18 protein-coding genes are annotated in these 24,772 nt (G+C 52.7%); 10 read left to right on the top strand and 8 right to left on the bottom strand.

Translation table 11 applies throughout. The annotated features are described in order from the left end of the window. Positions 1 to 45: 45 nt before the first annotated feature. Together mutS and HN413_11845 are read right to left on the bottom strand one after the other, a co-directional pair. Positions 46 to 2,622, bottom strand: a complete 2,577-nt coding sequence (gene mutS / locus HN413_11850; GenBank protein ID MBT3391090.1) for a DNA mismatch repair protein MutS — start codon at positions 2,620 to 2,622, stop codon at positions 46 to 48. Positions 2,623 to 2,734: 112 nt separating this feature from the next. Then, a complete protein-coding gene (locus HN413_11845) occupies positions 2,735 to 4,597 on the bottom strand; it encodes a peptidase S8 (protein MBT3391089.1) in 1,863 nt (620 codons plus the stop codon). 295 nt (positions 4,598 to 4,892) lie between these two features. Between HN413_11845 and ugpC the strand changes: the two genes are divergently transcribed. From ugpC to HN413_11830, 3 genes are all read left to right on the top strand, one after another. Further along, positions 4,893 to 5,993 (top strand): sn-glycerol-3-phosphate ABC transporter ATP-binding protein UgpC, encoded by a 1,101-nt coding sequence (gene ugpC / locus HN413_11840; protein MBT3391088.1) that lies wholly within the window; start codon positions 4,893 to 4,895, stop codon positions 5,991 to 5,993. Positions 5,994 to 6,094: 101 nt separating this feature from the next. Then, positions 6,095 to 7,303 (top strand): 2,3-bisphosphoglycerate-independent phosphoglycerate mutase, encoded by a 1,209-nt coding sequence (locus HN413_11835; GenBank protein ID MBT3391087.1) that lies wholly within the window; start codon positions 6,095 to 6,097, stop codon positions 7,301 to 7,303. 93 nt (positions 7,304 to 7,396) lie between these two features. Then, on the top strand, positions 7,397 to 8,047 hold the full coding sequence (locus tag HN413_11830) for a hypothetical protein (GenBank protein MBT3391086.1): 651 nt from the start codon (positions 7,397 to 7,399) through the stop codon (positions 8,045 to 8,047). A gap of 13 nt (positions 8,048 to 8,060) precedes the next feature. Here the strand turns inward: HN413_11830 and HN413_11825 are convergent, their stop codons facing one another. From HN413_11825 to HN413_11800, 6 genes are all read right to left on the bottom strand, one after another. Further along, positions 8,061 to 10,055, bottom strand: coding sequence for an APC family permease (locus tag HN413_11825; protein MBT3391085.1), 1,995 nt, complete (start codon positions 10,053 to 10,055; stop codon positions 8,061 to 8,063). Positions 10,056 to 10,343: 288 nt separating this feature from the next. Then, entirely contained in the window at positions 10,344 to 11,447 is a 1,104-nt protein-coding gene (locus HN413_11820; GenBank protein MBT3391084.1) for an AI-2E family transporter, read from the bottom strand. 12 nt (positions 11,448 to 11,459) lie between these two features. Then, positions 11,460 to 12,524, bottom strand: a complete 1,065-nt coding sequence (corA, locus tag HN413_11815; protein ID MBT3391083.1) for a magnesium/cobalt transporter CorA — start codon at positions 12,522 to 12,524, stop codon at positions 11,460 to 11,462. A 14-nt stretch (positions 12,525 to 12,538) separates the two neighbouring features. Further along, the gene (locus tag HN413_11810) at positions 12,539 to 13,342 is read right to left on the bottom strand and encodes a mechanosensitive ion channel (GenBank protein ID MBT3391082.1); all 804 of its coding nucleotides are present in this window, start codon (positions 13,340 to 13,342) and stop codon (positions 12,539 to 12,541) included. 1 nt (position 13,343) lies between these two features. Continuing rightward, positions 13,344 to 14,012, bottom strand: coding sequence for a TIGR01906 family membrane protein (locus HN413_11805; protein ID MBT3391081.1), 669 nt, complete (start codon positions 14,010 to 14,012; stop codon positions 13,344 to 13,346). A gap of 70 nt (positions 14,013 to 14,082) precedes the next feature. Further along, positions 14,083 to 15,636, bottom strand: coding sequence for a fused MFS/spermidine synthase (locus HN413_11800; GenBank protein ID MBT3391080.1), 1,554 nt, complete (start codon positions 15,634 to 15,636; stop codon positions 14,083 to 14,085). A 298-nt stretch (positions 15,637 to 15,934) separates the two neighbouring features. Here HN413_11800 and HN413_11795 point away from each other — a divergent pair, with 298 nt between their 5' ends. The 7 genes from HN413_11795 to mltG all read left to right on the top strand — a co-directional run bounded on the left by HN413_11795 (position 15,935) and on the right by mltG (position 24,740). Further along, entirely contained in the window at positions 15,935 to 16,834 is a 900-nt protein-coding gene (locus HN413_11795; GenBank protein ID MBT3391079.1) for a hypothetical protein, read from the top strand. Between the two features lie 95 nt (positions 16,835 to 16,929). Further along, on the top strand, positions 16,930 to 17,865 hold the full coding sequence (locus tag HN413_11790; protein MBT3391078.1) for a hypothetical protein: 936 nt from the start codon (positions 16,930 to 16,932) through the stop codon (positions 17,863 to 17,865). 388 nt (positions 17,866 to 18,253) lie between these two features. Continuing rightward, on the top strand, positions 18,254 to 21,016 hold the full coding sequence (alaS, locus tag HN413_11785) for an alanine--tRNA ligase (protein MBT3391077.1): 2,763 nt from the start codon (positions 18,254 to 18,256) through the stop codon (positions 21,014 to 21,016). Between the two features lie 166 nt (positions 21,017 to 21,182). Further along, complete coding sequence (locus HN413_11780; protein MBT3391076.1) at positions 21,183 to 21,689, top strand: hypothetical protein; 507 nt, start codon at positions 21,183 to 21,185, stop codon at positions 21,687 to 21,689. A gap of 2 nt (positions 21,690 to 21,691) precedes the next feature. Next, a complete protein-coding gene (locus tag HN413_11775) occupies positions 21,692 to 23,221 on the top strand; it encodes a hypothetical protein (GenBank protein ID MBT3391075.1) in 1,530 nt (509 codons plus the stop codon). Then, the gene (ruvX, locus tag HN413_11770; GenBank protein ID MBT3391074.1) at positions 23,211 to 23,645 is read left to right on the top strand and encodes a Holliday junction resolvase RuvX; all 435 of its coding nucleotides are present in this window, start codon (positions 23,211 to 23,213) and stop codon (positions 23,643 to 23,645) included. The genes HN413_11775 and ruvX overlap by 11 nt, the downstream gene beginning before the upstream one ends. Then, entirely contained in the window at positions 23,646 to 24,740 is a 1,095-nt protein-coding gene (gene mltG, locus HN413_11765) for an endolytic transglycosylase MltG (protein MBT3391073.1), read from the top strand. Positions 24,741 to 24,772 lie beyond the last annotated feature (32 nt).

Raw genomic sequence — 24,772 nt, 5'->3', positions numbered from 1 at the left:
AAAAAAGAGCGAGGGAACACAACCTCCCGCGCTCTTTACGCGAAGCTAACGCTCAATCAAAAAACGCTTTTTCCATTCATACAGCCGATTCAGGGCTTCAATCGGCGAAAGGGTATTCAAATCGAGCTTTTCCAATTCATCCCGCATCGGATTGGTTTCCGGAAAGAGATTCAATTGTTGGGGCACATGCGGGTCAATTTTCACCGTCTGTCCAGAAGAAACCTCGAGTTGCTGCAAAATTTCTCCGGCGCGCTGGATCACCGGGCGCGGCATCCCTGCCAACTGCGCCACATGAATGCCATACGAGCGATCTGCCCCACCGGCGACAATCGTGTATAAAAAGACCACATCTCCATCGGCCTCGCTGACAGCCACATTATAATTGCGCACCCCCGGCAGCAAATCGGCCAATTGAGTCAGTTCGTGATAATGGGTGGCAAAGAGTGTCTTCGAGCGCAAGCGGGGATGATTATGCACATATTCCACAATCGCCCAGGCAATCGAAACGCCATCGTAGGTGCTCGTGCCGCGCCCGATCTCATCCAAAATCACCAGACTGCGCGGCGTGGCATGATTCAAAATATTGGCCGTTTCGACCATCTCGACCATAAAGGTCGATTGCCCGGCGTGAATTTCATCCTGCGCCCCGATGCGCGTAAAAATGCGATCCACCAACCCAATCCGCGCCGACGCTGCCGGAACAAAACTGCCCATCTGCGCCATAAGCGCAATCAGTGCCACCTGCCGCAAAAAGGTGCTTTTGCCGGACATATTTGGCCCAGTGACTATGCGCACACGCTCGCCCTCTTCAAAAATCACATGGTTGGGTACAAAACGCTTTCCGGCGGGCAGCATCCTCTCAACCACCGGATGGCGGCTGGCTTCAATCGCCAATACATCTTCAGCAACCACTTCAGGGCGCACAAATCCATTCAACGCGGCTACTTCGGCCAGTGTTGCCAGCACATCTAACTGAGCCAGGGCGCGCGCCGTCGCCAATATGCGCGTCGCACTCCCCGCCAAACGCTGACACACATCCAGAAAAAGCCGCCGCTCTACATCTTTTATGCGTTCTTCGGCGTTCAGCACCAGACTCTCGTATTCCTTCAATTCCGGCGTAATATAGCGTTCGGCGCGCACCAGTGTTTGCTTGCGAATATAATCCTCGGGCACCAGCTCGCTATGGGTATGGGTGACTTCGATATAGTAGCCAAAGACTTTATTGTAGCCAACTTTGAGGGATGAAATCCCGGTGCGTTGCCGCTCATGGGGTTCGAGATTCTTGATCCACTCCCGCGCGTGGCGCGAGGCCTCGAGGATATCATCTAACTCCGCGGCGAATCCCGACTTAATCACGCCCGGATTCCCGAGGGTGGCCGGCGGTTCCTCAGCGATGGCTTGTTCGAGCAAATCCAACTCGGTGCTGCAATGATGAAATGCAGCCAAAATTCCATCGAGGGGCGAATCACCATCGGGGAATAGGCTGCGCAATCCGGGCAGTTTGCGCAGCGTCTCTCGAAGGGCAACCAAATCTCGGGGCTGGGCAGTCCCACCCACCACACGATTGGTCAGGCGTTCTAAATCAGCCAACGGCTTAAAGGCCTGACGCATCTCTGCCCGCGCGAGACCATCGTCATAAAAAAACTGCACCCCTTGCTGGCGAGCGTGGACTTGCTCCACATCCAATAGCGGCTTGCTGACCCATTGGCGCATCAGGCGCTTGCCCATCGGCGTGACTGAGCGGTCCAGCACGCCCAGCAGCGAGCCTTCAACGTGGTCGCCGCGCAGCGTGCCGGTGAGTTCCAAATTGCGGCGCGTGGCCGCATCGAGGGTCATAAACTCGTTGAGATGGTAGGCGCTCAGCCCGGTAAGCAGGTTCAGGGCAGCGGGCTGGGTTTCAGCCAGATATTGCAGCACCGCCCCCGCCGCGCGGATCGCCAACGGCAGGCCGCGCACGCCAAAGCCATCCAGCGAAGCAACTTTGAAATGCGCCAGCACGGATTCTTCGCAACGTGAGTATTCAAAACGCCAGGCAGGCCAGTCGGTGAGGTGGCCGGGAAGATTATTGTTGAGGAGCAAGTTCTCCGGGGCAAGAATCTCCACGGGGGAAAGGCGGATCAACTCTGCCCGCAGGATTTCGTGAATATCCCCCCCCTTTAATTCCGTGGCCGCAAATTCGCCGGTGGTAATATCCACATAGGCTACTCCGGCACGCTTTTCATCGAGCAGCATACACGCCAGATAATTATTGGCATCCCCTGGCAGCAATCCCGGCTCCATGATCGTCCCCGGCGTGACCACGCGTACGACTTCGCGCGGCATCAGGCCGTTGATCGGCTCCGTGCCAACTTGTTCGCAGATCGCCACATGATAGCCCTTATGAATCAGGCGTCCGAGATAATTTTCGGCGGCGTGATGCGGAATTCCGGCCATCGGTACGCGGTCACCTTTGGCGACATTGCGCGAGGTGAGTACAATATCGAGTTCGCGGGCCACAATATGGGCATCTTCGTCGAAGGTTTCGTAAAAATCCCCCAGGCGAAAAAAGAGCAGCGCATTTGGGTATTGGCGCTTGATGTCGAGATATTGACGGCGAACAGGGGTGGTGTTTTCATCAACCATAGGTTGATTCTATATGGAGCTACTCGAATCGACAAGGGCACAATATAAAAAGAGCGCCAGCATTGTGCTGACGCTCTTTTTGGTACCACACAGAAATATATCCGACTCCTATTTACAGTGTAATAACGATATCGCTCAACAATGCTCCATCCACCAGCGAGTAGATTTGCACCAGGAACTGATTTGACCCCAACGCAGTAACCCGCAACAGGATGCCCAAATCTGGGTAGCTGATATTCAACAAGACTGTTCCTGCCGAAGTCCCAGACCATTGTTCGAATTTCAGCGTGCCAATCGGGGTGTTCCCATCCGCACCATTGAAGAAGAAGCGCACCGTGCCATCAGCGTCTTGCGTGAGGTTCAAACTGGCGTTATCAAATAGTATGCTTGCCGCCTCGCCATCACCATCTTCTTCAACGACAAGAACGGGCGGTGGCGCGGGCGGCGCAGGAGGCGTGTACATCAATGCATCGTAAGCCTGCACCAGTCCGAAACCGTAGTCCGCATCCCAGCCAGGGGTGCCCAGATCAAGAGCAGTAGATAAGAGGGCATCCCTGATCTTGTCTGGCGTATCGAATTCAGGCAGACTGGCGAGCAGAGCCGCAACACCCGACACAAATGGTGTCGCCATAGATGTGCCGTTCCATTTGACATAATCATCATCATAAACAGTTGAGTATATATTAGCACCAGGGGCAACAACATCTACACCTTGGTGGCCTTCGGGTTTCTGAGGATCACCTGAGTAGGTGTAATAGGACGAAAAATCGGTATAAGTATTCGTTTCATCCGAAGCGCCCACAGCTATCACATTCGAGTAGGCCGCAGGGAAGTTGACCGCACAGGCTTCAGGAGAGCCCGGAGTATATCCGGGGAGATCGCAATTCCCTGCCGCAGCCACGATTGTTACACCCAAACTGTAAGCATAGTTAATGGCATTTTCGGTATCGTTATCAGGAAGTTCACCCCCTAAACTCAAGTTAATAACAGTAGCCCCATTATTCGCGGCCCAAATAATGCCATTAGCAATTGCTGCATCCGAACAACCTGTGCTATCACAAACTCTAATTGGCATTATCAGGGAGCCCCAAGAAGTTCCCGCCATGCCTGTCGCATTATTCGTTACTGCCGCAGCTATTCCAGCCACATGTGTTCCGTGTTCCTCCCCACCAGGATCACTAGGATCAGCGTCATTATCTACAAAATCATATCCTGCAATAAATTTTCCGAGTAAATCTGGATGATTCAGATCAAACCCAGTATCTATTACAGCAATGATAACAGAAGGGCTGCCCGTTGTAATACCCCACGCTTGGGGAGCTTGGATTTTATCCAGGCCATATTGATCACCAGCGTCATAAGCAAGGTCGTCAGGAATAGCCAAAGGCTGAGACAAGACAGCATCCTGCTCGGTGGCATCAAGCGCTTCAACCACTGTTTCCGTCAACGGCTCTGCATCTTCAAGAATCTCCACAGCCTCAATCGAAACAAGCGCCAGGGCTTCACCATCTTCGTTAACAACACCGATAATCGTACCCTCGGTATCCATCACAACAATCGGAACCGAAGCGCTTTCAGTAGGTGTACTTTCTTCTTCGGACAGTGAAGTTTCTTCGATCTCAGTTTCGCCATCAACTTCGTCGGCGACCGGAACTTCTTCTACAATTTCTTCAGCTTCCACGGGCGCAACTTCTTCGGTTTCCGTTTCCACAGGCTCGGCCTCGTCAGCGGCTGGCAACTCTTCTACACCTTCTTCGGATTCAGCGGGCGCAACTTCTTCAACCTCCGCTTTCACAGGTTGAACCTCACCACTGGTTTCGTCAGCGACCGGCGCTTCATCACCCACGGCTTCTTCTGCGGGAGGCGAATCAACGGTTCCCCCCTCATCGGCATAGGCCACCAGTGATGCCGGAAACACCATTGTGGCCACAAGCGCAAAAACCACCCCTAAATTCAATAAACGGTAGAATTTCATGGTACATCTCCTTTTTATCTCAATTCCCTGCTTTATATTGAAGGTTGGATGCGCAATGATTGCCCCTACCTTACAAATTTGTTAGTCTTTATTATATATGTATCTTAAGTACTAACGCAATAGGCATTTGTACTATGTTTCACTTGACTTAAATATATGACGCTTTACATATTTTTTTCGCATCGACACCCTTTGAGGATGGCGACTTTGTGTGAAAATGCGTGTTCGCATTGCCCCTTGTAAATTTCGCAGTATAATAAAGCCACTATATTTTACGAAAGGAGTGTAAGACATTATGGCAAGCGTAACTTACAAGAACGTATTCAAACGCTTTGGCGATGTTACGGCGGTAAACGACCTTAGCATCACGATCGAGGACAAGGAATTCCTGGTTCTCGTTGGCCCTTCTGGCTGCGGCAAGTCCACCGCTTTGCGGTGCCTGGCTGGGCTGGAAGATATTTCAGATGGGCAAATCCTCATTGGCGACCAGGTGGTCAACGATGTGGCCCCCAAAGATCGGGATATCGCTATGGTATTCCAATCTTATGCCCTGTATCCCCACATGTCTGTCTATGACAATATGGCATTCGGGCTAAAATTGCGCAAGTACCCCAAAGAGGAAATCAAGCGGCGTGTAGATGAGGCCGCTCAAATTCTGGGGATCGAAAACTTGCTCGATCGCAAACCCCGCCAACTTTCCGGAGGTCAACGTCAGCGAGTAGCCGTTGGACGCGCGATTGTGCGCGAGCCAAAAGTCTTCCTCCTTGATGAACCCCTCTCGAACCTGGATGCCAAGCTGCGCGTGCAGACCCGCACCCAAATCACCAAACTGCACAAGCGCCTGGCAACCACCTTTATCTATGTGACCCACGACCAGGTAGAGGCAATGACCATGGCCAGCCGCATCGCGGTGATGAATCACGGCCTGTTGCAACAGCTCGACACCCCACAAAACCTGTACGACAAGCCCAACAATCTCTTCGTGGCGGGCTTCATCGGCTCTCCGGCGATGAACTTCTTTGAAGCCAAACTCGAAAAAGATGGCGGCAAAATTTACGTCAACACTGGCGATTTCAAGGTTCAAGTTCCCGATGAGCACGCCGATGTTTATCAGCCGCATGTTGGCAAACAGGTTGTTTTCGGCTTGCGCCCTGAAGATGTCTACGATCCCGGATATGAAGCCCCTGGCATCATCGGCCAAAGCGTCGAAGCCAATGTTGAAGTCACCGAATTGATGGGCAACGAAATCTTTGTGTTCTTCAAGAGCGGCGAATACGAGTACGTTGGGCGCATTGATCCCCGCACCCAATTCAAGATGGGTGATAAAGCCCGGGTCACGTTCAACATGGCAAATATGCACATCTTCGATAAGGAGACTGAGCAAGCCATTCGCTAAATATCCAGAAGCGAAATTTCTTTGCAAAGAAGTTTCGCTTCTTTTCTCGAATCAGGACGCGGCCTATTGTGCCGCGTCCGTCCGCGTAACAAGGAGTTCCTATGCCCTACGAATATATTCCTAATCTTTTGAAATCTAACCAGAGCAAGATTGTTTTGCTGATTATGGATGGGCTGGGAGGCTTGCCGATTGAAGCCGGAGGCCCGACCGAGCTCGAGGCGGCTGCAACCCCAAATATGGATCAGCTTGCCGCCGAAGGGACTCTCGGCCAAATCACGCCCATTCGACCGGGGATCACCCCCGGGTCTGGCCCCGCTCACCTGGCGCTCTTCGGCTACGATCCGCTCGAATATGAAGTCGGGCGCGGTGCGCTCGAGGCCAACGGCGTCGGCCTGGATGTCAATCCCGGCGATATTGCCGTGCGCGGCAATTTCTGCACCCTTGATAAAAACGGCCTGATCAGCGACCGGCGCGCCGGTCGCATCTCCAGCGAGGAAGCCATGCCCGCCATCGAGCGACTGCAAAGCATCCAACTGGACGGTGTCGAACTGGAAGTGCGCCAGGTGAAAGAATACCGCTTCGCTGTGGTGATGCGCGGCGAGGGGCTGCACCCTCATCTAAACGATACCGATCCGCAAGTCACCGGAAAAGCCCCCTTGCCTATCAGAGCCTTAGAGCCAGCCGCCCAACGCGCCGCTGTTTTATTCACGCAATGGGTTGCCGAGGCACAAAAAGTACTCGCCGACCAACCCAAAGCTAACGGCGTGACCCTGCGCGGCTTCGCCACCGATCCGGGCCTGCCAGGCTATAGCGACGTATATGGCTTGAACGCGGCCTGCGTGGCCGTCTACCCCATGTATCGCGGCGTCTCCAAGCTCGTTGGCATGGATGTGATTGAGTTTGCAGGCGATACCCCTGCCGACGAATTCGCCGCCGTCGAGAAAATTTGGGATGCCCATGATTTCGTCTTTATCCACATCAAGAAGACCGACAGCAAGGGTGAAGATGGTGATTTTGCCGGAAAGGTGAATATCATCGAAAGTGTGGATGCGGCCTTGCCTCAATTGCTGGCACTCAATCCCGATGTGCTGATGATTACCGGCGACCACTCTACCCCGGCGCGTATGAAATCGCATTCGTGGCATCCGGTTCCCTTCCTGCTGTGGGCGCCTGCCACACACCGCCCGGATTTTGAAACCCAATTCGGCGAACGGCCCTGCGCCCGCGGCGGGCTGGGCACCTTCCCGGCAGTCGATATTATGTCGTTGGCGTTGGCCCATGCCGAGCGCATGAACAAATATGGGGCGTAAAAACTTAACGCAAAGGCGCAGAGAGGCGAAGACGCAAAAAAATCAAAGAACTTTGCGTCCTTGTAACTTTGCGTCCTTGCGTTAAAAAAACTCATGAGCAAATACCGCTTCCCCCATATTCCCATCAGCAAAATTTACACATCTTTCAACGCCCCGATCACCGAGATGGATTGCGGCAAGAAGTGCGCGCCGCATAATCCCAGCGGGAAGCCGTTTTGCTGCGATATTTGTGAGGCGGTACCCGCGGCGTATCTGCAAGAATGGGATTATCTACAAAAAAATACCGATCTTTGGCAGACGTGGCGCGGCGACGAATGTGATACTAGTCCCAAAGAGTTGGCAACCCTCCAGGCGGAGACGCCCGAAACAATGATCTTGTTAGCTTGCCTGGGGCCAGATCAATGCCAGCGCGAGTACCGCGCCCTGAGCTGCCGCCAGTTCCCGTTCTTTCCTTATATCAGCGATGATTTTCGTTTTTTGGGATTGGCCCACGAGTGGGAATTCGATGGCAAATGCTGGGTGATCGACAATCTGGATGCCGTAAGCACTACCTATCGGGCGGAATTTATTCAGACCTTCGACACATTTTTTGACATCTTTCCGCAAGAGATGGAGAGCTATGCCATTAAAAGCGAAGCGATGCGCGCTGAGTTCTTGAAACGACGGCGGCGCATCGCTATTTTGCATCGTAACGGGGCAGATTATTTACTCAGTCCGGGCAGCGAGCGCCTGGCCCTAAAATAAAGCAGCCTGTCTTTTAGCCCGCTTCTGGGCGTGCATCGTCATTGATTTCAACCGCGGGGGTTGACTCTTCGGGTTGTTCAATGATTTCGCGCGCTCGCATGCGCGAATTAATGTGGAAAGGGATATCAATCACAATCACGCCTGGCTGGGCGCGCAGCCGCGCCCGCAAGACGTTGGCACTCTGATTATGCAAGAGTTGCGTTGCCAGCGTTGGGGAAATAAATTCGGGCACAACGACAGTTATCAATTCATTGGGGAATTCGTTTTCCTTCACGTTCTGAATGAAATCAAAAACCGGCTCCAATACATCACGGTAATCGTAGTCAATACAAATCAGGCGCGCGTGATCGGTTAATTGCGGAAAACGATTCCAGCGCTCAAGCACATGTTCTTTTTGCTCTTCGTTGATGGTAACGCAAATCACGCGCACATCACCAGATAACCGCCGGGCATATTGCAGGGCGCGCAAAGTGCCTCGGTGAATATCCCCAATGGGAACAATCACCACATCGGCCACATCGATCAACTTCGAGCCAATCAAGTTGCGCGTGCGCAGGCTTTCGGCCACATCATCGTAGTGCATCCGAATGGATTTAAACATCCAGACTAATAATGGGATCGTCAATACAATCACCCAGGCGCCATCCACAAATTTTGTGGCGATAAGAACGATAAGCACCACAAACGTAATCAGCGCGCCAACCCCGCTTAACAGCATTTTCAGTAGCCAGTTTTTTTCATTATGCAACGTAGTGGCTGCTGTCTGGACAGTTTCACCGGGTTTAAGTTTGCTCACTTTGCGCATCAGCTTGACCATGCTGGCCTGAGATAATGTGAAGCTGACCATGACGCCCAGCGCATAGAGCGGCAGCATGGCAAATTCATCGGCTCGAAAAATGATAACCACGACTGATGATAATAAAGCCAACGCAACAATCCCGCCGCTATATACCAGACGATCCCCGAGGTTCATCATCCAGCGCGGCATGAAGCCATCGCGCGCAAGGAAATAACCCAGGCGGGGAAAATCTTGAAAACCGGTATTAGCAGCTAAAACCAGGATCATCATGGTGAAAAATTGCACCCAATAGTACAGAAACCCATCGCCTACGATTGCGCGCGTCATCTGGGAAAGAATGCTATCGGTTTCTGCAGGCACTAAATTCAAGTGTGTGGCGAGAAAGGAGATTCCACCAAAAAGCGCCATAGCAATGATGCCCATAATCAGCATGGTTTTGGCGGCATTGGTTGCCTCGGGGGGTTTGAAGGCTTTGACTCCGTCGCTGATGGCTTCAATACCGGTTAACGCGGTACACCCTGCGGCAAATGCCCGCAATAGCAGCCAGGTATATGCAAAACCGGTAAAAGTGCTCTGGGGTTCGATAACCGGTGCGGTGATCGCCATCGGTGTAATGCCAAACAAACCGAAATATTTTGAGAGACCAACCAGCACAACCAAAAGCACGCCAACGACAAAAGCATAGGTCGGCAGTGCAAAGATTGACCCGCTTTCGCGCACACCGCGCAGATTGATCCAGGTTATCAGCAGAATAGCGACCAAAGCCAGGGTGACCTGATAGGCGTGCAGTGCCGGAAATGCAGAGGTAAGCGCCCGCATCCCGGCAGAAACAGAGACTGAAACAGTGAGAATATAATCCGTCATCAATGCGCCAGCCGCCAGCAAAGAGGGTGAAGTCCCCAGGTTATCTTTGGTAACGCGGTAACCACCGCCGCCTTCGGGGTAGTGCATGATGACCTGAATATAGCTAAAGATCACAATCCCCACCAAAAGAGCAATCATCAGCGCGATGGGCAAGGTAAGCGCTAATGCGCCGCTGCCCAGCACGATTAGAATACTCATGATGGCTTCGGTGGCATAAGCATTGCTGCTGATCGGGTCGGAGGCAAAAATTGCCAGGCCGCGGATTTTATCCAGCCGTTCATGCGATTCCATGCTGCTGGGGAATGGCTCGCCAATAATACGTCGTTTTAAAGATGAATAATCCATAACAAACTCCAAATACAAATTAGCTGATATATCGCATTGTCCACCACAGGGCACACAGAGGACAGCTTTGTTTCCATTGCGAAAACTTTGTGAGCTCCACGCTTTCGTGGTATGAAAAGGAGATATACTGCATAGAACTTTAACTTACAAAAGCCCGGCATTATACTCCCTTCTTTAAAATTTGTTTAGGATTTTCTTTTAATGGCTTATCGGGAACTAACTTAAGAAATTCTCAAATGTGGACAGCCACCACGGGGCTTCCCTAAAACCTTGAATATCTAGTTTATTTTATAATTCCCCGGATATTTCGCCATCACGCAAAACAATCGGATCATCTTCCCAAGGGTCCAGTTCAAACAACCGGCAACGAATATAGCGCCCAATGATACTCAGCGAGACAACCGTGGGAACAATGATAAGCGCGATCAATGCGCTGCCCAATGTCAGGGCGCCGACCACAGAAATAAATACTACTCCCGGGTGAATTTTCAAACGCCTGCCCATAATATATGGCTGCAAAACAACATTCTCCAGCACTTGAATTGCGGAGAAAAGTACAACGGTAAGCACGGTCAGCCACAGATTTGAAATTGCCAAATACGATGAACCCTTGAACCAGGCTACAATCACCGCCACCAACAATGTCACAGTTGGTCCGAAAGAGGGGATTAGATCGAGTGTTCCAGCCAAAAGGCCAAAGAAAGCTGCCATTGGCAATCCAATGCTCGCTGCGCCAATTCCCGACAATATGCCAACAATCAGCATGAGGGTCAACTGGCCGCGCAGATAAGCTGCCCAAACGACTTTGATCTCGACATGAAGACGGCGCGCGTCACCTTGATAGTCCGGAGAGAATAAACCGAAAATCCATTCACGCAGCCGCACCCAATCGACAAGCAAGTAATATACTGTCACCAAAATTATCAACATCCAGCCCAGGTTGGTGCTGGCTGACCGAATCATGCGAAATACCCGATCTGGATTTAAAAGTCCTGACGATGCTGATTGAATTTCATCCCAAATCGGCTGCAAATCCACTTGAATATCAAATCTCCTGGCGATCGTCTCAATATCGGCTTCCAATCGAGGGCCAATGAGATGCAGTTCAGTCGTTAAAGTCTGGGCTTGTCGCGCTACCAATGGCACAAAGTTTAACAACACGGTCACAAGCGCCAGGACAAATAAACTATATACCAGCGATACCGCCCAGACATGATCCAATCGGGTATATTTTTTGAGACGATTCACCAGCGGGTTGAGCAAATAGGCCAGTAATGCGGCAATTACTAACGGGGCAATCATCCCCTTAATCAATGAAAATACCCAGACTCCAAAAATAAAGAGCAATATGCTAATATATATCTTATTCGTGCGAGACCAATTTTTACTCACGCAATATCCTTTTCAAAACCACTTTTTGTGTTTAAAAAATACTAACATGCCGATGAAGGTCACCCCCAAGAAACTTAATAGAGCGAAATAGCCCCACTGCCATTGCAATTCGGGCATATTGACAAAATTCATGCCATAAAGTCCGGTAAAGAATGACATCGGAATAAAAATGGTCGAAATGATTGTCAGTACTTTCATCACTTCGTTCATACGGTTGCTGATACTGGAGAGATAAATATCGAGCATACCGGAAACCATATCGCGGAAAGTCTCTACCGTATCGATGATCTGAATCGTGTGGTCATAAACATCCCGTAGGTAGATCAGAGATGTTTCCTTAAACAACGGAGTTTCACCACGTTCCAGCGCACCAATCACTTCTCGCAACGGCCAAACCGATTTCCGCAGGAAAATGAGTTCACGCTTCAACTCATGGATGGATTGCAGAGTTTTGGGATCGGCGTGTGTTACCAGTTCTTCCTCCAGGAATTCGATCTGGTCCCCCAGGTTTTCCAACACGACAAAATAATGATCCACAATAGCATCAACCAGAGAGTAAGCCAGATAATCCGCGCCTTGTTTGGTCAGGCGGCTCTTGCCTTCAAGAATGCGCTTTCTAACCGAATCGAAGACATCATTTTCGCTCGACTGAAAGGTAATGACGTACTTATCCCCCATGATCAGGCTGACCTGTTCGGACTCGACATGGGCGTGATCCTGATCCCAAAGCAGCATATTCAACTCGATGAATAAATACCGCTCGAAATCCTCCATTTTTGGGCGCTGGCTGGTATCGAGAATGTCCTCCAGCGCCAGCGGGTGGATATCAAGGTATTTGCCGATCTCCTCGAGAGCTGCCACCGGATGGTTGCCATTCACGTTCAACCAGGTCACATCAGCATGAGGCGCGAAAGGCAAACAATCAGCAATGGTATCCGCATGACGTTCGACAGCATCTTGTTCGCGACTATATTCAAAAACGGTCAACTTCAAAGGGAGTTGTTCTTTCCCTTCGGTGAAATTCAGGCTGCCAGGAGCATATCCAACCGAAGCCGGTTTGTGGAAAAATCGTTTCATCTCAGTTCATATCTCTAGTCAATAAGCTCAATGCTCGCATCAGCCAGGCGTTCTTGAACTAAAGCCTGCAAGCGCGGGCGCATTTCCGCAGCCATGCCGAAACGCGCTTTGGTCAATAGAGTTAACTCGGCCTGTTGACCGATGACAGCTTCTTTGCTGATGACCTGCCAGGGTTCCAGCAAATTGGGCAGCAGCGAAACCGCTTCCTCAGCGAGTTCCTCGAGAACAACGAGCGCATGCCCCAGGTCAACAGCCTGAAGTTTCACCGTCACGCTGGCCGCCGAAAATTTACCGCGGCTGAAATTACGCACCATGCGAATTTCGCCATTCGGGATAATATAAACCTCCCCGGTCGGCGAGCGCATCCAGGTATTGCGCAAATTAATTTTCTCGACCACGCCTTCCATTTCCAGGATTTCAACTTTTTCGCCTACAGCAAACGTATCTTCGAAAATAAAGCCGATCCCGGTGAGAAAATCGCTGAACAGCGGACGCGCGCCCAGGCCAATGGCTGCGCTAAACAAACCCACCATCCATACTAATGTGTCGATATCGACAAATAGCGCCAACGTAGCAATGCTGGCGCCCAAAAAAGAGCTAAAACTCACCAGACTAATTGCCAAACTGCGCAGGGTTTGCTGGCGTTCAGGCCGCGAAATATTCGAAACGATTTTTATGCGCCCTATCTTTGAAGTTCGGCGGATCATCCAGATAATCATGCGTGAAATAACCCAGGCCAGCAAATAAAAAGTGGCAATACGGATGAGATTCGCCATCCAGGGGGTATTGAGAAGATAGTTTTGAATTGGTTCGATCATATTATTCCAAACCAGGCCTCGTCCGCCCGGCAAAGTAGCCCAACGCCGCCCCGCCCAGCAGCGCCAACCCACCCACGGTGATGAAAGCATCTTGCCAGAAACGCACCGGGAACAGGCGAATTAACGTATCCGAATACAAGAAAATCCAGGTATCGCCTTCAAAGAAAATTTTGTGGAAAGCCACAAAAAGGGCATCAAAACTCAGCAGGATACCCACAATTAACGCGGCTAAAATCGCTACGGTCAGCCAGCCGCCACGAGCGATGGACTGGCGATATTGCCACCACCAATCGCCGCGCCGCGCCCACACCCCGACTGCGAATACAACCCCAGCGGCAAGATACAACACCTTCATCGCCGCTTCGACAACCACCTGCACGTCCAGCATGTGCTGCAACTCGCGCTCGTTATAAAGCGGCGAGCCATCTTCAAATCTTAGGTCGTCCAAATACTCAATCCCGGCCCCATTTAGCAAATATTCGAGCGCAAACTTCGACCAGTGCAAACGATCTTGCTGGGTGAAGCCATAACGGTCTTCAGGGAAGTTGGGCATTCGATATTCAAGCTGCACAAATATTGGGGTGAGTAAAAACCGCACCGCACCGAGAATGAGAATGACCGGCACCAAAATAGTCACCACCCATTGAGAAAACTTCTTAATAAAATTCATTCGCTCTCCTTGAGCTGACAGGGGAAGGATGACCGGAACTCAATCCCGGTCTCCTGTCTTCGGTCTCCCATTATTTCAACTCATCCATACCGCCGACCATATAGCTCAAAATCATATCGTTGGTTATCCACTCAATCGGGGCCAGATCATCGGTAAAAACCATCTCGCTTTGCGGGACGGGTTGCATATAGGCAATCGCCCGCTGCAAGGCATCGAGCAGCAGTTGATGGGCATCGCCGCGTTCGAGCAAAGCAACATAATTGGCATACACATCATCAAGCGTCGTCGGCTGCACAGTGGCATATAAAATTGAGTTGAAAGTATTGGGAATATCCATCACATAGATGGATGGAAAAATCGTACCAATCGTGCCCGCCAGCCCATCAATCAGACGACGGTCGCCAGGGGCGCGCCCCACATTTATCACCAACACGCCATCTGCGCTAAGATGGTCGTAGACAATCTGGAAGAACTCGCGCGTCGTGAGATGCCAGGGGATATAGGGAGGGCGATAGGCGTCAATACTGATGATGGTATAACGCGCCGAACTTTGATCCAATCCCACGCGCCCGTCAAGCGGGACTGGCTCGAGGTTGGGCTGTGTCATCCCGAAGTATTCCTGCCCCACGCGGATAATGGCCGGGTCAATCTCGTAGCCCACAATCGGGATTGGCCCAAAGACTTCGCTGGCTTGCGTGGAAATTGTTCCCGCAGCTAAGCCAACGATGGCCATACTCTCAACCTGATTCTGCTCGAAAGGCGCTGGATTAAAAAAGGGGGCGGCCAATACTTGCATCCACGGGCCATGGAAAGCCAACTCATTGGGGTGATAGACGGAATGAATCCCCTGGCCTTCGTTGAGGCGCAAATAGCGATACTCGCCGATCTCCAAAACCTGAACATAGTTGTAGGCCGACTCAGTCTCGTAGATTTGCCCATTGGTGGCTTTGATGTGGCCGCGTCCCCACACCAGAGCCAGTAGAATCAAGACCAGCAGCATCCAGCCCACTTTCAGGGCTGCTGCTCGACCCGATGAAATCCACAGGCCGAATATCGCCACCGAAACCAGGAACAACGCAAAAGTCAAAAAAGTGAACGTCGTACCAATCAACGGAATCAACACCAGAACGGGGAGAAATGTCCCAACGAAGGAACCCAATGTCGAAATGGCATAAATCCGCCCCGAAATTTGCCCGGCTTTGCGCGCATCTTGCAATGCCAGCCGAATCGCAAAAGGAGAGATCATCCCTAGCAAAGTAATTGGCAGGATGAACAACACCAGCACGGCAGAGAAGGCCCCAGCCAGTACGCCAATCGCAAGTTGGTCGAAAGCATCGGCAGCCGCGCTCAATACCGGGCGCGAGATGAAAGGAACCAGACCGGCTGTAAAACCGCCCCAAGCCAGAACTTTATAAAAGGTTTCAGGGTTGGGTTTACGGTCGGCCAGCTTACCGCCAAGAAAATAACCCACAGTGAGATAAATGAGGATCAGGCCGATGATGCTGGCCCACACCAAATTGCTGGTGCCAAAGACGCTGCCCAGCAAACGCGAGGCGGCCAACTCAACAGCCAGGGTAGTCATCCCCGATGCAAATACGGTGAAGTAGAGGTATTTTTGATTCATCAGTTAGATTATAAATGATTCAACCACAAAGGGCACGCAGAAACACAAGGCTCTTTGGGAACTACCGTGAAAAAAACCATATTTGGGGGTGTGAAGCGGGCGAAGCCCGCTTCACACCCCCAAATATGGACAACCACCACGGCGATTCCCATAGACCCAAACACAAGGTTTCTTTGGGAACTGGCAGCAACTTGAGAAAGCACAGATATAGTGCTATGATGTGATTGCCCCCAAAATATTAGCCTTTTATAATTAGGTTGTTTCCACATACAGAAACGCAAGCTAAGGAGCAAACACTATGAAAAGAAGTTCATCGAGGAAAGTACACGCCAGCGCATGGATTGTTTTATTTTTCGCACTGATTCTTGTTGCTTGCGAGATGCCCGGTGGCGAAGCGACACCCGCCGCCGAAGTTGTGATCGCCGACGCCGTGCAACAAACCTTTATTGCACAAACTGTAGAGGCCGCCAGCCGCCCCAGCGATACCCCACAGCCCGCTCCCCCGACGGAAACCCCGCTGCCAGAGGTAGTAGCACCATCGGAAACTCCGCTACCACCTGAAAGCCCCACGCCGGGCGTACCGATGGTCGGCGTTTCGGTGGATACCAACTGCCGCTACGGCCCTGGAAAATCCTACGACCAACTGGGTTTCTTGACGGTTGGCGAGGAAACTGAAGTTATCGCCCGCGATCCCAGCGGATTTTACTGGTATGTCCGCAACCCCGATCGCCCCGGCGGTTATTGCTGGCTATGGGGCGAATACGCCACTGTTGTTGGGGATACCAGCGCCCTGCCGATCTACACGCCACCGCCTACACCCACACCCACATTTACAGCCACGCCATCTGTTGGGTTTGAAGTTGTATTTCGCCAGGTTGATGCCTGCGCACCCAACTGGCGGGTTGAGTTTCGGCTGACAAATACGGGAAATATAGCCTTCGAATCGGTTTCAGTGCGCGTGACGGATAACGACACAGCCGAAACTGTCAACTACAACGACGAAGAATTTGAAGACTGGAACGCCTGCGCGCGATCCACCAGCTCAAATGAAATAGGCCCTGGCGGAGTCGATTACGCACCCAGCGGCAATCTCAGCGCTGACCCAACCGGTCACAGTGTAACCGCCACTGTAACCGTATGCACAGACCCCGGTCTGGGTGGTACGTGCATCTCAAAGACAATTACTTTTACGCCGTAACTTTTGAACCCGACCTCCGAGATTTTCGCCGGAAAATCTCGGAGGTCTTTCGCCACATATTTCTTGAACTTTGTGCAAAACAGGAGGCAGACAAGATGAACCGAGATAAGACCCCCTTCCCAAAAAAGCATGTCTATTGGTTGCTCATCGGTACCAGCCTGATCAGTCTGATTCTGGCATGCAATCTACCGGGCGGACAACAGATCGCTGCGGAACAGCCAAATTCAGTGGATGCCGCTGTTCAACAAACTTTAGTCGCACAGACTGTGGCTGCTGCGCAGGGGCAGCAAGCGCCTGCGGGGCAGGACTCCGCTCAGGCACCACCGATCAACACGAATACAGCAACGCCCTCCCCTATCTTTACAGACACGCCTACGCTGACACCATCGATCACGTTTACGCCTACCTCAAACGTCCCAATGGTCAGCGTATCGGTGGATACCAACTGCCGAATCGGACCGGGGAAAATCTATAAGCGTGTGGGCGCGCTGCTGGTTGGCGAAAAAACCGAGGTGATTGCCCGCGACCCATCCAATCAATATTGGTATGTGCGCAATCCGGACAAACCCGGTGAATTCTGCTGGCTGTGGGGCCAATATGCCACCACAACGGGCGACACCGGTTCACTGCCTGTGTTCACACCGCCGCCCACGCCAACCTTCACGCCTACGCCTACACCTGCATTTGGTATCAGTGTCTCCTTCAATCAGGTTGAAAGCTGCGTGGGCTGGAATATTGAATTCAAGCTCACCAACACCGGCGAAGTCATGTGGAAGTCTGTCTCGACAATTGTTACCGACAACGATGCAGCCGCGACCGTAAATTCACAAAATGATAAATTTGAAGAGTGGAACGGATGCCTGGCAGGTAGTTCCTACGAGGATCTCGACCCCGGCGACACTGGCTATACCGTTGGTGGGATGTTCAACAACGACCCCACCGGGCACGATCTGGATGCCAGCGTTAAAGTCTGCACAGAAGATGGTCTCGGCGGAACTTGTATCACTAAAACGCTAAATATCACGCCCTGATTGACAACCGGGCTTTTCTCCACTTCTGAATCCGGAAGTAGAGAAAAGCCCGGACTGAACTTGCGGCATCATCTCTCTTGACGTATAATCTATGCCGTTATGCACCGCTTCAAAAATTCGATAATTACACTCAATAGCAAGGCTGCTGCTCTGACGGCGGCTGTCTCTGTCGGGGCAGTCGCCGGAGTTCCCGCGTCCGAGCCGCAAATACTTGCCTGAACTGCAAGTTATTGAAAATATTCTGATAAACACTATTGGCCCGGACATATAATATGTCCGGGCTATTTGATTAAGACCACCGAAATCTTCAGAAAATTACTCAATCCGGGCAAAACCTTGAAAAGACTTCGATGATCTACCCCGAATAAAGCAAATAACAGGAGCCATTATGACGATCCCCAACAATCTTACCGGTAACGCCATTCGCCAAACGTTTATTGATTATTTCGCCGAAAAAGCCGGGCACACTTTCGTACCCTCCGCTCCGTTGGTTCCCGGCGGCGATGCCACTCTGCTCTTCACCAACGCCGGGATGGTGCAATTCAAAGATGTTTTTCTCGGCACCGACAAGCGCGACTACACACGCGCCGCCAACTCGCAGAAATGTATGCGCGTCGCCGGAAAACACAACGACCTCGACGATGTTGGCCGCGACGACACGCATCACACTTTCTTCGAGATGCTGGGGAACTGGTCCTTCGGCGATTACTATAAAAAAGAAGCCATCGAATGGGGTTGGGATTTACTCACCAACGTCTGGGGCTTACCCAAAGAAAATCTCTACGCCACAGTCTTCAAGGATGAGAAGGGCGAAATCCCCACCGACGAAGAAGCCGCCGGATACTGGAAAGCACAACCCGGCATGGCTGCGGAGCACGTATTCTATTTGGGTCGCAAAGAAAATTTCTGGGAAATGGCCGACACTGGCCCCTGCGGCCCGTGCTCCGAAATCCACATCGACTTACGCCCCGAAGACGGCCCCGTGACCGAAGAAACCCTCGACACCGACCGCTTCCTCGAACTCTGGAATCTGGTTTTTATCCAGTACAACCGTCTCAGCCCAACTGAACTCAAACCCCTGCCCGCCACGCATGTCGATACGGGTATGGGGCTGGAGCGCATTGTTTCGGTATTGCAAACAAAGACTTCCAATTACCGTACCGATTTGCTCTGGCCGCTGATTAAAACCACGCAAAAACTCACCGGCCACAACGACGAACGGGTGGACGCCGAATTCACCCCCTACCGCGTGATTGCCGACCATGCCCGCGCGGCAACCTTCCTGATCGCCGATGGCGTTGTGCCCGGCAATATGGGACGCAATTATATTTGTCGCATGATCATCCGGCGCGCCTATCGCTTCGGCGGCATGCTCGGCCTTCACGAACCCTTCCTGGCGCCGGTTGCACAGGCCGTCATCGAGAATTACGGCGCGGCCTACCCTGAACTTACTCGTAACCGCAAGACTATTCTCACCACCATCACACGCGAAGAAGAACAATTCCAGCGCACGCTTGACCGCGCCACCGACCAGCTCGCCAGCCTACTCAACGAAATCGAAACCGCGGGGCAGCGCATCCTCCCCGGCGATCAAGCCGCCGATCTCTACACCACCTTTGGCATGCCGCTCGAAATCACCCGCGATATTGCCCGCGAACGCGGGCTGGATGTCGATCAACTTGGTTTTAATCAAGCGATGGAAACACACCGCCTGGCCTCGGGCGCGGGCAAAGCTATGGGCGCGCTGGGTGGCGAAGATGTTGAAATTTACACCACCGTGCTGAAAAATTTACAGGCACAGGGGAAACTCCCCCCTGAGGGGGTGGAATACAATCCCTATGGAAAACTCACCTTCGAGGGTGAACTCCTGGCCCTGATGGTGGACGGTCAGCCGACCGAGATAGCGGCTCCTGGAACCCCCGTAGAGCTACTACTCCCCAAGACCCATTTCTACATCGAATCGGGTGGGCAGGTTAGTGATACGGGTACGGTTATTCGCCCTCCCTCCGCCTCCCCCCCGCAAGCGGGGGGGAGTGAGGGGGGGTGGGAGATTCACATCACCAATACGCGCCGCGCCGCGGCCGGAATTATCACCTTAATCGGTGAAGTCGTCTCCGGAACACCCAAAGTTGGCGACAAAGTCGTCGCCCAAATCGATGCCGCCCGCCGCAAAGATATTATGCGCAATCACACCGCCACGCACCTGCTGCACTACGCCCTCGATAAATACCTGGGCAGCCACGCCCGACAAGCCGGTTCGCTGGTTGCACCCGACCGTCTGCGCTTCGATTTCACGCATCCTGAGGCCGTGAGTAGCGAAGAACTCGAAAAAATCGAGGCCGAAGTCAACCAGCGCATTCTGGAAGACCGCAAGCTGGATATTCACTTTAAACCCTTGCAGCAAGCCATCGACGAAGGCGCGCGCGCCCTCTTTGGCGAGAAATACGGCGAAACTGTGCGCAATATCACTATTAATGGCCCCGCTGAAACCGAAGCTTACTCCAATGAACTCTGCGGCGGCACCCACTGCGACAACACCGGCGAGATTGGCACTTTCGTCATCATCAGCGAAGGCAGCGCCGCCGCCGGAATTCGGCGCATCGAGGCCGTCACCGGGCGCGAAGCCTATAAACTCATCCAGCGCCGCTTCCGCGTTCTTAATCAGGCCGCCGCAGCGCTCTCCACCACCCCGGAGAAAATCCTCGAAAAAGCGGAGGGGATGCTAAACGATCTGAATGAAAATCGCAAAAAAATCGCCGAACTGCGTCAACGCCTGGCCTCAGTGGATTTCACCCGCTTACTGGATAATACATCTAATATCGGCGGTGTGGATGTGCTCACCGCCACGCTCAAAGATGCCGATGCCGATACCCTGCGCCAAATGGCCGATACTTTCCGCCAGCGCCACCCCGAAAACGGCGTCGCCGTCATCGCCAGCATGATTAATGATAAACCAATGCTCATCGCGGCGGTTACGGAAGATTTGGTCAAACGCGGCCTGAAAGCAGGCGATCTCGTCAAATTTGTTGCCACACCCCTCGGCGGCGGCGGCGGCGGTAAACCTACCCTCGCCCAAGCAGGCGGAAAAGATGCCAGCAAACTCCAGGATGCATTAACTACCGTGGCGGAGTGGGTAAAAGAACGGCTTTAGGTAAATTATTCACGGCGAGAGATGCAGGTGACAGTCTCTGTAGGATTGGGACAATTCTGAGTTTGGCTAGAAAACGCAGTTAGGGACTGTTTTCAAGAGACTGTCACCTGAGATTCATTTTTCCCACCTTGCGATTGCACGCGCCCTACACTACAATAAACCCAACATGGAAAAACAACAGGCCACCGATTTTGTACTCGAACGGATCCGAAATAATCACTCGCGGGATCAAATTGTCGCGGAATTACACCAGGCAATGAAGGCCCCCGAAGCGATGCTAGCGCGCTTTGTGGATAGCATCATTGCCGAATTTGCCGTCGCACCCTTCAAGGCTGAAATTAATATTGATGAGCAAGCCCTCACCACGTTTGTGACAGACAGCATTGCAAAGCTCAGAGATAGTGATGATATTCTCTACGATATTTGCCTGCGCACTGGCTGGAATTGGAAAAAAGCGCACGATTTTCTCGTTAATATTCAAAGCAACCAACTCTCGAAGGTCCAAAAACCAAAAAACCGCCTGGGCTTGCCTTTGGGGATTATTCTTATTCTGATAGGAGGCGCGCTCACCTACTTGCTGGTTAATAAGGGCTTTCTGATCCTGCTTGGTATTACCACATTGGTCGGGGGAGTTTATATCACAAGCAAAGCGCTGAGGCATAAACCCACCTGAGTATGAAAACGCAAATCATCCAGCTTGATCCCTATGACGATATTTACTCCGCCAAGGACAAAATGGGTTGGGGCCAGACGGCGCGCATCTTGTTGATCTGGCCTGCCCGCGGGCGCGTGCTCAGCCGCCCGCTGGATTTGATGCTGCTCAAACGTCACAGCGCCGAACTGGGTTCACAATTAGCTCTGGTGGTGCGCGATCCCGATATTCGCTTATACGCTCAAAACCTGGGTATTCCGCTGTACAGCAGCATTCGCCAAGCCGAGAAAAGCCACTGGCGACCCGACCGTCGAGCGCGCGAATTACCCCTGACAGTCCGTCGCCAATCACCCGATATTTGGCGTAGACGGCGTATTCCGCTCAACTTTACTCGATTGCGTGATCTGGCTCATCCGGCTACATCGCGCTGGTTGCAGCATCCAGTCATCCGTTTACTGGCTTTTACCCTGGGGGTGCTAAGCGTACTGGCAATTGCAGCCCTGCTGACGCCCAGCGCGACCATCTCGCTCACACCACAAACCCAGACGGAAAAATTGACGATCTCGGTGGCAGCCAACCCCGAGGCCGAGCGCGTGGATCTCTCCGGCGTGGTGCCCGCCCGTTGGCAGTCCATTATCGTCGAGGGACGTGGCAGCCTGCCCACCAGCGGGAATATCCCCATCCCTGACAAACTTGCCAGCGGAGAAGTGCTTTTCATCAACCTGACCGAACAAACCATCCCCGTGAGTGCAGGCCTGTCCGTCAGCACGCTCGATGACCCACCGATCCGTTTTGAAACCAGCGCGGCAACCAGCGTCCCGCCCGGCGAAGAAGGCGTGCGAGTGCCAATAACAGCCACGAACCCCGGCACAGACAGCAATGTGCCTGCCGGGAGTATCCTCGCTATCGAAGGTCAGTTAGGGCTAAACCTGACCGTAACCAATCCCCAGGCCACCTTCGGCGGAACCCAGCGCAACGCGCCAGCGCCCGCCGAAGGCGACTATATTGAACTGCATGAAACCCTTTATAAAACCCTGGCGGTCAACGCACTGGAAGAAATGGCCGCCCAATTGGGTGAGGACGACATCATTATTAGCATGGAGCCGGTGCTAAAAACCACGCTCGAAACAAAATATACTCCGGCAGAACCATCTCCAACTGACCAACTTCAATTGGTGCTGGAACTCGAATTTGAGGTACTTTATGTCGCCAATGCCGATCTGCTCGAATTGGCGCGCGCGGCGCTGGAAACCAATCTGCCCGCACAATTTGCTCCCGATCCGGCCACCTTGCGCATCCGCAATTTGAGCACGCCTGTCAGTGAAAATAACCAAAGCGCCCAATGGGATATGCGCGCCGAATGGCAGGTACAGGCGCAACTTGACCCCGACCAAGTCGTTAACCTGACCATTGGCCTGCCACCTGAGGCAGCACAGGCCAACCTCAACAATGAACTCACTCTGGCCGCCGATTCATCGATCCAAATCAACCCCGGTTGGTGGCCGCGCATACCTGTTTTGCCTTTCCGTATTACCGTGAGTAGTGACCGCTGACGATATGCGTATTCTGGCGATTGATCCCGGCGAAAAAAATATCGGCATTGCCATCAGCGATCCCAGTGGCACGATTGCTTCACCATTGACTATTCTTCGGCATACCGCCCGCGCCAACGATGCCGCCGCCATCGTCCGGCTTGCCCAAGAGCATTATATTGGGCTGATCGTAATGGGGCAAAGCATTGACGAAGACGGCCAGCCCACCATCGAGGGGCGCCGCGCCGCGCGTCTCGCTGGGGCGATCCGCGCCCAAACCCAGATTCCGCTGGTTTTTTGGGACGAAAGCCACAGCACACAGGCCGCGCAACAAACGCGGCGCATAATGGGCGTCAGCCGCCAAAAACGCAGCGGCCACCTTGACGATCTCGCCGCTGCGATCATATTGCAGTCTTATCTCACTGCTCACACCCCCAAAGACTAAATGAACCGATCTCGCTCCTGCGCGCTCATCTTCGTCCCGGTATTGGTCGCCGCCGCCCTGGGCTTGGCTATATTCATTTTTGCCCAAATAAATCTCTCGCACCAGATCATCACAGCCTATGGCACACCGGCTCCGCAACTTGGCCCGCTCAGCCGTATTTCACTCTCGCTGCGCTTGCTGCAATACAACGAAGATCTGAACCTGCCAGCCAACCCCCAGGCCGAACCGCAGAACTTTCATATTGCGCTGGGCGAATCGCCGCTCAGTATCGCAGAGCGCTTGCAAAGCCAGGGTATCATCCGCAACGCGTCAGCCTTTAGCGTTTTTTTGATGTATAGTGGATTGGATACCCAAATCCAGGCAGGTGGTTATACGCTTAGCCCAGCCAATACCGCGGTGGAAATTGCCTACGCTTTGAGAGATCCAAATCCAGGCGATGCGACTTTAGTAATTCTGGCCGGATGGCGACTGGAAGAGATTAGCGCGGCATTGCCGACCTCGGGGTTGGTTACTGACCCCGAGGCCTTTATTAGCACAGCGCAGGCCGCCGCCCTCGAAGGGATGCTCTTCCCCGGCACGTACCAACTCCCCCGCGACACAAGCGTTGACGATCTACTGCATGTGCTCACTCAAGCCTTCGAGCAAACCGTCACCGCCGAAATGCGCGACGGCTACGCCCAACAAGGTCTCGCGGTAATACAGGCTGTCACCCTGGCATCGATCATCGAACGCGAAGCCGTGGTAGTCGATGAAATGCCGCTGATCGCATCAGTATTCCTCAATCGACTGGCGATTGGCATGAATCTGGATGCGGATCCCACCGTGCAATACGCCGTAGGGTTCAATCCGACTCAAAATACCTGGTGGACCAACCCCATTTCACTCGCTGACTTGCAATTCGATTCCCCGTATAACACCTATCGTTACCCCGGCCTGCCCCCAGGCCCGATTGCCAACCCCGGCATCAATGCGTTGCGGGCGGCGGCTTTCCCCGCGCAGACACCGTACTATTATTTCCGCGCCACCTGTGACGGCTCTGGGAGACATCTATTCGCTGAGACATTTGATGAACACGTCAATAATGCATGCCCCTAAAATATAGAACGCGGATGACGCAAATTTGACGG

The organism is Chloroflexota bacterium, from assembly GCA_018648225.1.
In the GTDB taxonomy this organism is placed as follows: Bacteria; Chloroflexota; Anaerolineae; order Anaerolineales; family UBA11858; genus NIOZ-UU35.
The sequence above is the reverse complement of the archived record's forward strand: the minus strand, read 5'-3'. Positions and strand labels throughout refer to the sequence as shown.